General features: G+C 58.2%; 8 protein-coding genes and 1 pseudogene. 3 read left to right on the top strand and 6 right to left on the bottom strand.

Going from position 1 to position 12,444, the window contains the following annotated elements; all coding sequences use genetic code 11:
• The first annotated feature begins 174 nt into the window (after nt 1-174).
• Both ORL50_RS19740 and ORL50_RS19745 read left to right on the top strand, forming a co-directional pair.
• Entirely contained in the window at nt 175-1,131 is a 957-nt protein-coding gene (locus tag ORL50_RS19740) for an alpha/beta hydrolase (RefSeq protein ID WP_266017414.1), read from the top strand.
• Nucleotides 1,132-1,765: 634 nt separating this feature from the next.
• Nucleotides 1,766-2,077 (top strand): DUF6124 family protein, encoded by a 312-nt coding sequence (locus tag ORL50_RS19745; RefSeq protein WP_266017415.1) that lies wholly within the window; start codon nt 1,766-1,768, stop codon nt 2,075-2,077.
• A gap of 159 nt (nt 2,078-2,236) precedes the next feature.
• Here ORL50_RS19745 and ORL50_RS19750 read toward each other — a convergent pair whose 3' ends face one another.
• The 3 genes from ORL50_RS19750 to ORL50_RS19760 are packed head-to-tail and all read right to left on the bottom strand — an operon-like array spanning nt 2,237 to nt 6,229.
• Nucleotides 2,237-3,295, bottom strand: a complete 1,059-nt coding sequence (locus tag ORL50_RS19750) for a hypothetical protein (protein WP_266017417.1) — start codon at nt 3,293-3,295, stop codon at nt 2,237-2,239.
• On the bottom strand, nt 3,292-4,188 hold the full coding sequence (locus ORL50_RS19755) for a hypothetical protein (RefSeq protein ID WP_266017418.1): 897 nt from the start codon (nt 4,186-4,188) through the stop codon (nt 3,292-3,294). Before ORL50_RS19755 ends, ORL50_RS19750 begins: the two co-directional genes overlap by 4 nt.
• Nucleotides 4,189-4,192: 4 nt before the next feature.
• Nucleotides 4,193-6,229, bottom strand: coding sequence for a lipase family protein (locus ORL50_RS19760; protein WP_266017420.1), 2,037 nt, complete (start codon nt 6,227-6,229; stop codon nt 4,193-4,195).
• A gap of 305 nt (nt 6,230-6,534) precedes the next feature.
• Here ORL50_RS19760 and ORL50_RS19765 point away from each other — a divergent pair.
• Nucleotides 6,535-6,795 (top strand): annotated as a pseudogene (locus tag ORL50_RS19765) (DUF6124 family protein); the annotation flags it as partial.
• Nucleotides 6,796-6,879: 84 nt separating this feature from the next.
• Here ORL50_RS19765 and ORL50_RS19770 read toward each other — a convergent pair.
• The 3 genes from ORL50_RS19770 to pvdO all read right to left on the bottom strand — a co-directional run bounded on the left by ORL50_RS19770 (nt 6,880) and on the right by pvdO (nt 12,290).
• Nucleotides 6,880-9,357 (bottom strand): TonB-dependent siderophore receptor, encoded by a 2,478-nt coding sequence (locus ORL50_RS19770; protein ID WP_266017422.1) that lies wholly within the window; start codon nt 9,355-9,357, stop codon nt 6,880-6,882.
• A gap of 313 nt (nt 9,358-9,670) precedes the next feature.
• The gene (locus ORL50_RS19775; RefSeq protein WP_266017423.1) at nt 9,671-11,320 is read right to left on the bottom strand and encodes a cyclic peptide export ABC transporter; all 1,650 of its coding nucleotides are present in this window, start codon (nt 11,318-11,320) and stop codon (nt 9,671-9,673) included.
• Nucleotides 11,321-11,411: 91 nt separating this feature from the next.
• The gene (pvdO, locus tag ORL50_RS19780) at nt 11,412-12,290 is read right to left on the bottom strand and encodes a dihydropyoverdine dehydrogenase (protein WP_266017425.1); all 879 of its coding nucleotides are present in this window, start codon (nt 12,288-12,290) and stop codon (nt 11,412-11,414) included.
• Nucleotides 12,291-12,444: the final 154 nt, after the last annotated feature.

Here is a 12,444-nt window from a genome sequence, read left to right on the forward strand (position 1 = left end):
TTTCTGTGGGAGCAAGGCTTGCCCGCGATGGTCGCTAACGATAACGCGTGCTGTCTGGATAAACGCGGTGCTCGGGCGATCATCGCGAGCAGGCTCGCTCCTACAGGAATATCGCCCTCTTCAATGTTTCGACGACCCGGCATCCCAGCCACACAAAATTCAAAGGATTCCCCCATGCCCGTCCTACCCGAACTCGAAGCCTTCCTCGAACTCGCCGAATTCGGCCGTCTCACCGGCAAAAGCCGCCCCATGCACCACTTGACCCCGGCACAAGCGCGCAGCGACTTCGAAGCCTCCTCAAGCTTCCTCGACACCCCGCTGACCCACATCGCCTGCGAAAACCTGACCATCCCCGCCAGAGATGGCCACAACCTCCCAGCCCGCCTGTACCGCGACGCCAACCCGGTGGAAGGCTTGCAACCGGTCATCCTCTACTTCCACGGCGGCGGCTACGTAGTCGGCAGCCTCGACTCCCACGACGCCCTGTGCCGCCGCCTCACCGCCCAAGGCGGCTTCGCCCTCCTGACAGTCGATTACCGCCTGGCACCGGAATGGCAATTCCCAACCCCGGTCCAAGACGCCTGCGACGCTGCCAACTGGCTGGTCCGGGAGGGCGCCGCAAGGGGCCTGGACGCCACCCGCGCAGCGTTGGCCGGCGACAGCGTCGGCGCAACCCTGGCCACCGTCCTCGCAATCATCGCCATCCAAGACCCCGCAGAACTACAGCTCAAACCCAAGGCCCAAGTGCTGGTCTACCCGGTCACCGACGCCACCACCCAACGCCCCTCGCACCGCGATTTCGCCGAAGGCTACCTCCTCGAAACCGCAACGCTCGACTGGTTCTACAGCCACTACAGCCGCACCCCCGCCGACCTCACCGACTGGCGCTGCTCGCCGTTGCTGGCGCAAAACCTGACAGGCCTGGCACCGGCCCTGGTGTACCTCGCCGGGTATGACCCGTTGCACGACGAAGGGCTGGCATACGCCGAACGGCTACGGGAGGCGGGCAATGCAGTGACGCTGCTGGAACAACCGGGGATGACCCATGACTTCATGCGCATGGGCGGGTTGTTGAGTGAGGTGCAAGGGATTCACGCGGAAGTGGCGGGGTGGGTGCGTGGGAGATTGTGAGTTGCACTCGTGATAGCTAAAACGGGATTGCGGTATTCAGGGCAAGTTTGTGTGGTGCGGCGACTATTGTCATCGCGGGCAAGCCTTGCTCCCACAGGGGGAGTATCGGATTTTTTGTGTTCGGGCTGGTTGGGGCCTGCCGTCAGGTGCTGTGCGAGCCTTGATTATGTACCCGACACTGAGCTCTCTGTGGGAGCCAGGCTTGCCCGCGATGACGGCAGCAAAATTGCGCATGTCTTGAGATTTAACCCAGTAGAGCTTTGTTCTTTAAACAGCGATTGATGCTGCGTGTTTAATCGTGTCCATGATTACTTCCTGCAAGCTACAACGCCTTGCGTCGTTGCCTACAGGTACGCCAGAATCCGCCGGCTTGTGCGCCTTGGATGCGGGCTCTATCGTTGTGTGGTCGCTGGAAAACAGCGATCGGGTTTGGTAGCCCGTTTCGTTTTAGGCGCATAGCGTCACCTTACGCAGTCGATTTCCCGGACTACGTATATGGTGGCCATGCGCAGGGCTCCTTCGGGGGCGCCGGGTTCCTAATGCGACCGGTCTACCAACCCGCGTATGGCCGCCACCCTTCGTTTGGTAGCGAGGGTGATGGCTCCTTTTTGTATTCGCATTAGGAGTTCCATCTATGTTCAAGGTAACGCCCAACCCGCCCGACACTGATCCGACGTCAGCCGCCGACCACCCACCCTCGATCGCCGACATAAAAGCCACCCCGCGCAAAATCTGCACGCTGTTCACCGTCCACCCCGAACTCGATATTGAAACCTTGCTCGCCTATGCCTGCGAGTCGCTGGCGTCGGCCAATGTCATGGCTACCGATCTGGTAGATCATCTGGAGGACGGCTCGCGCAACGCGTTGTTGGGGATTGCGCAGGTGATCATGTTGGGGGAGTTGGCGGTGAATCGGGCGTTGGATCAGCTTGGATGTTCTGAGTAGCTGCTGGCGGATTTAAAGTCTATTGATCCTGGCTTTAAAACATCTCAAAAACATAATGCCCTCTCTCCGAAGCGGGCATTTAGCTCCTTGTTTAGCTGAGCAGCAAATAATGATGTTTTCGCTAAACCTTATCTCCATACAATTTTTGAGCTATGGACATCACCATACCCGCTTGGGGAACTCGGCTTTGCGCAATGGATGCGCGCTTTCCGGCAACAGCTTCGTGCGCCCGTTGGGTTCGCTCAAGTCTTGAAATACCTGATCGTCTGCGCCGACCAGTCGATAGGAGTACGACGGCAATTCAGTGCCCCACTCGTCCGCAATCACGTAGCGTCCAAATCCCGGTTTTCCTGGCTCGGGCAGCCAATCGGGTAATAGTTGTGGGCGGCGGTCTGGGCAGTTGGCGTAACGCCGAAGTGAGAAGCAATCGGCGGCGCGTCCGGTGCGGATAGTTTGGAGCCTCAAGAAGTTAGGGTGCCATTTTCCATCGGCCACGGTGGTGCCGTCGGGATAGGTGAAAGCGGTGTAGTTGCCCTCTTTTTTCTGCTTCGGTTGTTCGGAGTAAATCGTAAAGTGCGAATGTAAGGTGGGCTCGAAATATACGTGCTGAGCATTCAATGCCCGATATTTAAGATATATACCGCCTTCGCCTGTGAGGCTGATACGTTTACTGTAGCCACCTAGAAAAGCCTCTTTTATCCAAGGATAATAATCCTTCTTAATTGTCAGATCTCCATCAACCTTGATATCCGCTCCGCCTCGTGGTGAGTTGTTATGGTCGAATATCACGACCACGCCGCCGCCCCCTCCATTGGTTACGTTCTCGCCAAATTGAGCCGGATCGACATGCACTACGCCAAAAGTCACATTGGCCAGATGCCATTTGCATGCGCCGCCGCCATCTTTGGGTAGCTCGACTTGATAAAGATCACTCTGTCCCTGACGCTGAAATTCCTTGTAAACGGAATGACGACCGTCCTGCTCAACGCGTTGGCCACTGGCTCCATGGCTGATGCTTTTACAAGTAGCAGAGCGATACATTACCCACATGGTTTCGGTTTTCAGTTCCTGGGGAAGCTTCACTGTCACGGTTATTTTTTCGCTGTCCGCTGGCGGCGCCAGGCTGTAATCCTGACTGCAACCGCTGAGGCAGAAAAACAGTGTGAATAAAACGACGGGCGTCCGGTGGCGCTTCGGTTTGTCCTTTGTCGCGTTCATGGGCTAGCGTCCAAATCCCGGTTTTTCGGGCTCGGGCAGCCAATCGGGTAATAGTTGTGGGCGGCGGTCTGGGCAGTTGGCGTAACCCGACGTGAGAAGCAATCGGCGGCGCGTCCGGTGCGGATTGTTTGGAGCCTCAAGAAGTTAGGGTGCCATTTTCCATCGGCCACGGTGGTGCCGTCGGGATAGGTGAAAGCGGTGTAGTTGCCGTTTTTCTTTACCTTCGGGCCGATCGAATAGATCACGTACTCGGAATGCAAGACAGGTTCGAAATATACTTGCTGCGCATCCAATGCCTGATACTTGAGATAAGTATTGCGCTCGCCTGCCAAGCGGACAGTTTTTTTGTACGGTCCTAGAAACTCCTCATCAATCCAAGGGTAGTAGTCTTTCTTGATTGTCAGATCTCCATCAACCTTGATATCCGCTCCGCCTCGTGGTGAGTTGTTATGGTCGAATATCACGACCACGCCGCCGCCCCCTCCATTGGTTACGTTCTCGCCAAATTGAGCCGGATCGACATGCACTACGCCAAAAGTCACATTGGCCAGATGCCATTTGCATGCGCCGCCGCCATCTTTGGGTAGCTCGACTTGATAAAGATCACTCTGTCCCTGACGCTGAAATTCCTTGTAAACGGAATGACGACCGTCCTGCTCAACGCGTTGGCCGCTGGCTCCATGGCTGATACTTTTGCAAGTAGCAGAGCGATACATTACCCACATGGTTTCGGTTTTCAGTTCCTGGGGAAGTTTCACTGTCACGGTGATTTTTTCGCTGTCCGCTGGCGGCGCGAGGCTGTAATCCTGACTGCAACCGCTGAGGCATAAAAACAGTGTGAATACAACGACGAGCGTCCGGTGGCGCATCGGTTTGTCCTTTGTCGCGTTCATAGGCTTAACTGTAGGTTTTCTCGTAATAGGCTAGCGGTTCAGCGATGGCATCGAAGCGCTGTAGCGCTTCTGAACCGCCCTCGGCCAGTTGCGTTACCGTTAACGCTTGGTCAACCAGCTTCTGTAATTCCAGGAATACGCTGTTACGCTCGTATTCATCCGCAGGAATGGTTGCGTAGTTGTCCTTCATCTGCTGCTTGAACTTGTTCCGTTGTACCTGGCGTTCTAGCAACGGATTGCGCTCTGGGTTGATCGACTCCAGTAATTGATTGTGGATATAAGGTTGGTACTGCGACATAAGGTGATCGCCAATACTCAGTATGCGATTTATATCCGGGTGACCGTGGCTCGGAAAAAATCGGGCAAGACTGTCGGCGCTCAAGGACGTGATCAATCGTTTCTGAGCCTGCTCTGCGTGATTGTCTTCGGCCTCGCTCAGACTGGGGACCAGATACAGCTTGGCCTTTTCCTGCAAGCTCACCGTGATGTTGCTGCGATAGGGCGCACCGTCTGGTTTGCCATAAGCAGGATACGGAGTGATTTGCTGTCCCCGGTGCTGCTCGGCCTTGAGAAACATCGCGAGTTCACCGTGATGGCTGAACGGATCACCGTGTTTGAACAGCGTACTTGCCAGTGCCCGGCCAGAAGACCAACTGAAACCCACTACCGTACCGATTGAGCCGTAGACGTCGTAAAAATGATTGTCCAGTGCCGCTTCGGGTGGCACACGGGGGACGAGGTCGGTGTCGTTGACATGGCGGAAATGCCATAGTTCGCTCAAGGACTGAACGGCCTTGAGGGTAAACGTGCGTGGCATGCCGTAGGTATAAAGCAGGGGATTACGCTCTTTCAGTGAGGCGGCATGAACCAATCCGAGGGCACCACCCAGACTGTGGCCGCAGATAAAAAGCTCTTTATCTCGGGAATGTACAGAAATCGTGCCGCCTAGATCCGTGCCAAATATCCTCCTGGCTGTATCAAACGCATCGCGAAAACCCAAATGCACACTGCCCTCCGGAGTCAGGTCCGCACAGGGCACTTTGGGTTCGCAATTGGCCGCGACCTGCGGTTTCACCGGGCGAAAAGTCAAATCCGTGCTCAAGTCAGCCAAACCATCCATCTCTGTACCGCGCCAAGCCACCAACACCTGAGAGCCACTGATTGCGTAAATCAGCTGGGTGTTACCTTGCGGCTGGTCTGCCTTGCCGGTGTCCAAGGACTCGACCTTCGTATAGCGATCGTTGAAGGGAACATCGCTGACCAAACAAGGCCACGCCTGGCCGTTGTCCCAAACTCGAGGAGTGCGCGACAAGTCCAGGCACTGCTGCTGGAACAGTTCCTTGGCCGAACCCAGTTCGTTTTCTGGCCGATTGCTGTAAGCCAGAATACTCATCAGCCCCAGGTTGTAAGCATTGGCGAGGCTGTATTTAGCCTGGTGGTGCAACGTCAGCGACCAGGCACGAAATGGGCAGATCTCCAGCACATGACGACGATCCAGTTGATCATCGCCCAGGGTAAAACCGCCGAATGACAGGTCCGGAAAATGAAAGGCCGGAAGCTGCTTCGGATCAGCCAAGGGCAGATCTAAAGTAGGTTCTTGATCGCATAGCTGACCAATACGCAAATAGTGGTAGCTGTGACCAACCGCAAGCGCCTGTTCCTCGATTGGCGAAAATCCCGAACGCTGTGGTCCATACAGCGGAGTGCGATTTCCCAGACCTGGCCGGGATGGCTCGGGCCGTTCGGCACGCAGGCGGCGTGTCTGCATCTGCTCGAGCAGAGGACCGGCCTCGATCTTGAGAGTGATGGGTAGCGGGTGCAGGCCGTCGAGGCGGATGACGCCCTGAACATCGCTCTGGCCAGCGTATTCAGGCACATATCCGGTGCGGGTGGCCTCATTAATCGCCCGATAGGGCATGTTCGCGACAGGCTCGCCCTGTTCGTCCAGTAATTGGAATTCCACCCAGTAATCTATCTGTTTGCCGCAAATAAAGTCTTTGAAAGGGTTGAGTGTGTCCGTACGGTGCAGGGCGTCGTTCATATCAGTCCTTGAGTTTTTGGGATCGCGGCAACCAAAATCGAACCAGGCGACGTTCTTCTCTGATTGTTCAGCACGATGAGTTGGCTTAGGCGCCCTTCACAGTGGAGGGGCCTACCGGAAGGCTTGGTTTTCCACCGGCATTCAGGTGCGCGACAGCTTTCAACAAACTGCCCAAGGTTGAGATAGGATGCTTCTGATTGACGTGTAGGAAGCGTCCGAGATGGAGGAGGATTGGATCTGTAGGATTTTTTTCGGGTTTGAAGAAGGAGGGCATCCAACAGCATTCAAGCGTTGAGCGAGAGGGGTTGTTCCGCTTTTATTGGCAGTCGTCAGTCGCTGAAAATTGCGAGTCCAATCATCCCCACAACACCGCCGACCACCCACCCTCGATCGCCGACATAAAAGCCACCCCGCGCAAAATCTGCACGCTGTTCAGCGTCAACCTCGAATTCGATACTGAAACTTTGCTGGCTTATGCCTATGACTCGCTAGCGTCGGCCAATGTAATGGCTACCGATCTGGTAGATCATCTGGAAGGCAGCTCGCGCAACGCATTGTTGGTAATTGCGCAGGTGATCTTGCCTCACAACCATCGTCCAAAAAAATGCCCGCATCTTTCGAAGCGGGCATTTTTCATTTCAGCTCATCGCTCAGAAATCATACTTCGCGGTCAGCTGCAGGTTGCGGGGTTCGCCGTAGAACGTGGTGCCGAAGTTGCCCAGCCCCGACAGGTACTTCTTGTCGAACACGTTGTTGGCATTGACGGTGAAGCTCAGGTGATCGTCGTAGTTGTAGCGGGTCATCAGGTCGACGAGGGTGTAGCCGCCTTGCTTGAGCGAGGTTTCGCCGCCTTCGCCGCCGCCCACGTCCGGGCTGTAGCTCTGGCCGTAGAACGCGCTCTGCCAACTGATGCCACCACCGACGGTGACCTGGTTAAGCGCGCCGGGCAGACGGTAGGTGGTGAACGTGCGGATCACGTGTTCCGGCTTACTGGTGGCCAGCGGGAAACCGTAGATGCGTTGGTGGTCCTTGTCGCGGGTGCGGGCGTAGGTGTAGCCGGCGGATATGTTCCAGTCGGGGGCCAGTTCGCCCGCCAGTTCCAGTTCCACGCCATTGGTCGTGGCGCCGTCGGTGGCTTCGAAAATGCCGTCGCCGGTGTTCAGATCGGTGCCGACCGATTGCGCGACGTTGTCTTGCTCGATGCGGAAGAACGCCAGGCTGGCGTTCAGTTGGCCGTCGAGGTAAGCCGCCTTCAGGCCGGTCTCGTAGCTGTCGCCTTCCACCGGTGCCAGGGTCGAGCCGTTGATGTCCTTGTTGATCTGCGGCTGGTAGATCTTGGTGTAGCTGCCATAGACCGAGTAGGTGTCGTTGAGGTCGTAGACCACACCGGCGTAAGGCGTGACCACACCATGCTCCTTGTAGCTGGCATGGGTGTCGGTCAGGGAGCCGCCCGGATAGTAGGAATAATCTTCGTTGTACTTGAACGTGCTCAGGCGGCTGCCGAGGATGAACGACAGGTCGTCGGTCGGACGCAGGCGGGTGGCCAGGTACAGGCCGTTCTGGCTTTGGGTGCGTTCGTACTTGCCGTTTTTCGGAAAGTCCTGTTTCGGCAGGGTGCCGTTCCAGTCGTAGATGCTGCCGGGTACCAGTTCAAAAGCGCTGGTGTCATAGGTCGACCCGGTCTGGCGCGAGTGGGCAGCCATGAAGCCGGCGACCAGTTCATGCTCGCGGCCGCCCAGGGTAAAAGGACCGGAAACGCTCACGTCAGCGGTGTTCTGCACGCGATGACCTTCCCAGCGACCCCAGTACAGGAAGTTGCCTTCGCCCGTGGCGCGGTCGGCGTAGCCACCGCTGGCGGAGGCCAGCTGGGTGTCGTGATCGGTGGTTTTCTGGTCGAAGCTGGCCTTGAATTTCCAGTCGTTGGCCAGCGCCTGTTCCAGCGAGGCGAAGTAGGTGACGCTGTCGAAATCGCGACGGCTCCAGTCTGCACCGGGGTTAAAACTGCGAGAGAAATCGGTGCGGCCGCCGTCGGTGAAGTAGGGCGCGTTACCGGTCCAGGAACTGCCACGCGGAGTGGCGCTGGACTTGTCCACACCCAGGGTCAGCAGGGTGTCGTCGGTCAGGTCGGCTTCCAACACACCGTAGTACAGGTCTTTCTTCTGGCTGTAGTGGTCGATGTACGAGTCTTTGTCCTGCAGCGCGCCGACGAAACGGCCGCGCACGGTGCCGGAATCGTTCAACGAGCCCGAGATGTCGCCTTCGGTGCGATAGTTATCCCAGGAGCCCGCAGTGGCGCTGACCGATGCCTTGAAGTCCTTCGTCGGCTTCTTGCGCACCAGGTTGACGGTGGCGGACGGGTCGCCCGCGCCGGTCATCAGGCCAGTGGCACCCTTGATGACTTCGACCCGATCGAGGCTGGCCGAGTCGTCGCTGTTGTTCGGGTTCTCGCCGTAGACACCGTCGTAAGGCTGGTTGACGCCATCGTACTGAAAGTTGGTGATCGCAAAGCCGCGAGCGGAAAATTCGGTACGGTCACTGTCGTACTTTTGCGTAGTCACCCCGGGCGTGTTGCGCAGCACGTCGCCCACGCTCTGCGCACCCCGATCGTCCATCTGCTGGCGAGTCACCACGGTCACCGATTGCGGCGTCTCGCGCAGGGTCAATGGCAGCTTGGTCGCGGTAGTCGTGGCGCCAGTGGTGTAGGAGCCGGTGTCTTCGGTGGTCAAACCCAGTGCCTGGCCGGAGATGGTGGTCGCGCCCAGTTGCAGGCTCGAACCGCCACCGGACACCAGGGTCACGGTGTTGCCGTTGATCTGGAACGAGATGCCGGTGCCCTTGAGCAGTTCCGACAGGGCCTGGGACGGTTCCAGCGAACCGGAGACCGCGCGGGATTTGATCCCGGCGACCTGGTCAGGGCTGTAGAGGATTTGCAGGTTGGTCTGCATGCCCAACTCGGTCAGCGCGCTGGACAGCGGCTGGACCGGGATACTTACTTTTACAGGTGCAGCATTGGCCATCGAGCTCCCCAGCAAGGTGGCGGTCAGCAGTACGCTGGTAAACAGGCTGCGATGCAGAGTCGGGCGCTGTACGGCCAGCGCGAGAGGTGTGCGGCGGGTGAGAGGTCGCATTACTTACCTGAGCTCCTGAAAAAGTGTTGTGCAGAGTTTTTTGTTAATAAGAATGATTATTAAGACGGGGCTCGGCGGTAAAACCGGAAAGAAATCGAGAAAATAAATGGATGACTGCTTTTTATTGGCTAATCAGCCACTGAAAATGCGCTGGCACCACGCCCTTGTCGCAGCTGGCGAAGCCTGCGTTCGAGGGCGAAGCGCTCGCTGGATGCCACGACGCGGAGTTTCAGGCACACCGCATCGAATGGGTTTGCGACGGCTTCGCCCTCGCACGCAGGCTTCGCCAGCTGCTACAGGGTGGTGATCCTGGTCAGGCGGTTGCCAGCTCGGTGACCACCCGGCCGCTTTCCATGCGCACCAGTTGATCGGCGACGTCGAAGTAGCGGTCGTCGTGGGAGATCACGATGATGGTCTTGCCCAGGCGTTTGAGGTCCGGCAGCAGCTCGGTGTAGAAGATTCGGCGGAAGGTCGGGTCCTGGTCGGCGGCCCATTCGTCGAACACCAGCACCGGGCGCTCTTCGAGCCAGGCATTGACCAGCGCCAGGCGTTTGCGCTGGCCGGTGGACAGATCGGTGGTGGTGAAACTGCCATCCTTGACGCTGACCTTGTGCGCGATCTCCAGGCGTTGCAGGTATTTGTTGGCGTCTTCGGGGATGTGCTGGTCGCCCTGGATCACGTCGTCGAACAGGTAGTAGTCGGCAAAGATGGTGGTGAACAGCTGGCGATAGTCGTCGCGATTCTGCGAGTCGATGACCTCGCCATTAACGCGGATCTCGCCGTGTTGCGGGGTGTACAGGCCCAGCAGCAACTTGATCAGCGTGGTCTTGCCACAACCGTTTTCGCCGACGATGAACGTGATGTCGCCTTGCTTGATCGTCAGGTTGACCGGCCCGAGCTGGAACGGCGCGGCTCCTTCGGCGGCCGGGAAGGCGAAGCGCACATCGGCCAGTTTCAGCTCGTGCACCGCCTGTTTGACCTGGCACTGATCGCTCAACAGCAAGTGCGGTTCGGGGGTGGAAAATTGCTCGGACAGCTCGGCGATGCGGCGGAAAGCAATTTGCGCGCGACTGACGATCGGCAAGGTGCTGATCAGGTGTTCCAGCGGGCCTTTCATGTACAGCAGCACCAGCACAAAGCCGCTCATTACAGTCTTGTCGGCACTGGGCCAGAAAGTTTGCAGCGCCAGCGCCAGGCCGATGACCACGAAGAACAACATCGAGCCGAAGGTCTTGGCAATGACGAAGGTGTTGATTGAACGCACTTGGGTATTGCAGATGAATTCAGCGGTGGCCTTGATGCCCGAGACGTACATGCGCTGGCGGCGCGGGCGGTTGATGCGCAGTTCCTTGGCGCCTTCGGCGATCGCGTTGTAGTGTTTTTGCAGTTCGTCCTCGGCATCGCGGGCAGCCATGAAACCCTGCACGCCCTTGCTCTGGGCATAAGCCTGGATCGCCGTGCCGATCAGGATCGCGGCGACCATGATCAGGAACATCGGCCACGACAGGATGGCCAGGTAACCCATGCAGCCCAGGGTCACCGTGAGCGAGATGGCCAGTGGCGCGAAGGCGAAGGCGAAGTCGCTGATGGTATCGACGTCGTGGGTCAGCACCGGGATCAGGCGATGGCTGCGGTAGCGCTCGATCTGCTCGATGGGGGCCGAGAGGACCTTTTCACCCAGCTGTTTGCGCAGCGTGGCGATGATGTGCTGGCCGACGTAATTAGTGCCGATGTCCGAGCAGATCGAACTGGCCAGTGCCAGCAGGCACAGGCCGGCGAACAACGCGACCACGCCTTGAGTGAGGCCAGTTTCGGAGTGCAGGGCGTTGTTGATGGTCGCCAGCAATACCGTGACGCTCAGGCCGCCGACCATGCCCAGGAAGATGGACGCGGCGACGATCAGCCGAAAGGGTTTCAACAGGGCGAACAACTCGCCGATGGCGCCACGGGGAGGCTGGGTCATGGAAGACGGTTCCTTGGGTGTAAAGGCAGATACCCAGTAGAACGTCTGGTGCGGGGGTTAATTTAGCCGGGCTCCTACGGGTTTGTGGGGGTTAGAGATCGCGCACTACGCGAAACCCGATCCAGTCACCACGCTCTTGCGGATACTGGCTGTTGCGATTGCCCGAGCGGGAGAACACCGGCGCTTCGCCCCAGTCGTTGCCGCGAATCCGCACCGCTTCGCAATTGGCCTCGACCCACGCGCTGCCGTCGGCAGGAGCGCCGACGTAGTTGGGGTGTTCGCAGTCTTCGACCCATTCATAGACATTGCCGTGCATGTCGTACATGCCAAAGGCGTTCGCTGGATAGCTGCCGACCGGCGAACTGTAGCTGTAGCCGTCGGCCGGGCCGTAGGTGTTGGCATGTTTGGCGATGCTGTATTGCTTGCCCTCGTCGAACGGGAAAGGAAAGGGGCCTTTGCTGCCTCCACGTGCGGCGTATTCGCGTTGGGCCTCGCTGACCATGTGGTATTTTTGCCCGGTTTTTTTCGACAGCCAGGCGACGTAGTTCTTCACGTCATCGAAGTTCATGCACACCGCTGGCTGGCGCGGACTCTGGGAGTAGCGTGGTTTGCTCGCGATGCATTCGCGCCCGGGGCGGGTGTCGCCATTGGCAATGGTCACGCCACTTTCGCGCACGTAGCTGTCCCACTCGCCGGCGGTGACCTGGAAGCGGCTCATGGCGAACGGCTTGGCGAACGTCACCTCGTGCATCGGCCCTTCATCGGGTTCACGGCCGACTTCGTCTTCCGGTGTGCCCATGGTGAAGGTGCCAGCGGGTAGCACGACCATTTCCGGGCAGTCGCGGCAGTCCTTGAACACCTTGCCCGGTTGCGGTGGGCTGGCGGCCAGGGTGGTGGTTGGGGAGAGTGCGGCGATGAGTGCGGTGAGGGCGAGTGCCTTCAACGGCGCAAGGGGGAAGTCTCGGTTCATAAGTCATCTCGAAGGAAAATACGGGGGATTGCTGGTTCAAGAGGTCCAATGTAGGAGCGAGCCTGCTCGCGATGGCGGTTGGGCAGTTGGATCTCCTGTGACAGGAGATCCGCTATCGCGAGCAGGCTCACTCCTACAGGAGGGAGGGCAAATC

The organism is Pseudomonas sp. RIT-562 (genome assembly GCF_026241895.1).
GTDB classification, from domain to species: domain Bacteria; phylum Pseudomonadota; class Gammaproteobacteria; order Pseudomonadales; family Pseudomonadaceae; genus Aquipseudomonas; species Aquipseudomonas mandelii_F.

Excerpts from the sequence above, each read along its gene's own strand:
- ORL50_RS19740 (WP_266017414.1), top strand. The coding sequence starts at position 175 with ATGCCCGTCCTACCCGAACTCGAAGCCTTCCTCGAACTCGCCGAATTC.
- ORL50_RS19745 (WP_266017415.1), top strand. The coding sequence starts at position 1,766 with ATGTTCAAGGTAACGCCCAACCCGCCCGACACTGATCCGACGTCAGCC.
- ORL50_RS19750 (WP_266017417.1), bottom strand. The coding sequence starts at position 3,295 with ATGAACGCGACAAAGGACAAACCGAAGCGCCACCGGACGCCCGTCGTT.
- ORL50_RS19755 (WP_266017418.1), bottom strand. The coding sequence starts at position 4,188 with ATGAACGCGACAAAGGACAAACCGATGCGCCACCGGACGCTCGTCGTT.
- ORL50_RS19760 (WP_266017420.1), bottom strand. The coding sequence starts at position 6,229 with ATGAACGACGCCCTGCACCGTACGGACACACTCAACCCTTTCAAAGAC.
- ORL50_RS19770 (WP_266017422.1), bottom strand. The coding sequence starts at position 9,357 with ATGCGACCTCTCACCCGCCGCACACCTCTCGCGCTGGCCGTACAGCGC.
- ORL50_RS19775 (WP_266017423.1), bottom strand. The coding sequence starts at position 11,320 with ATGACCCAGCCTCCCCGTGGCGCCATCGGCGAGTTGTTCGCCCTGTTG.
- pvdO (WP_266017425.1), bottom strand. The coding sequence starts at position 12,290 with ATGAACCGAGACTTCCCCCTTGCGCCGTTGAAGGCACTCGCCCTCACC.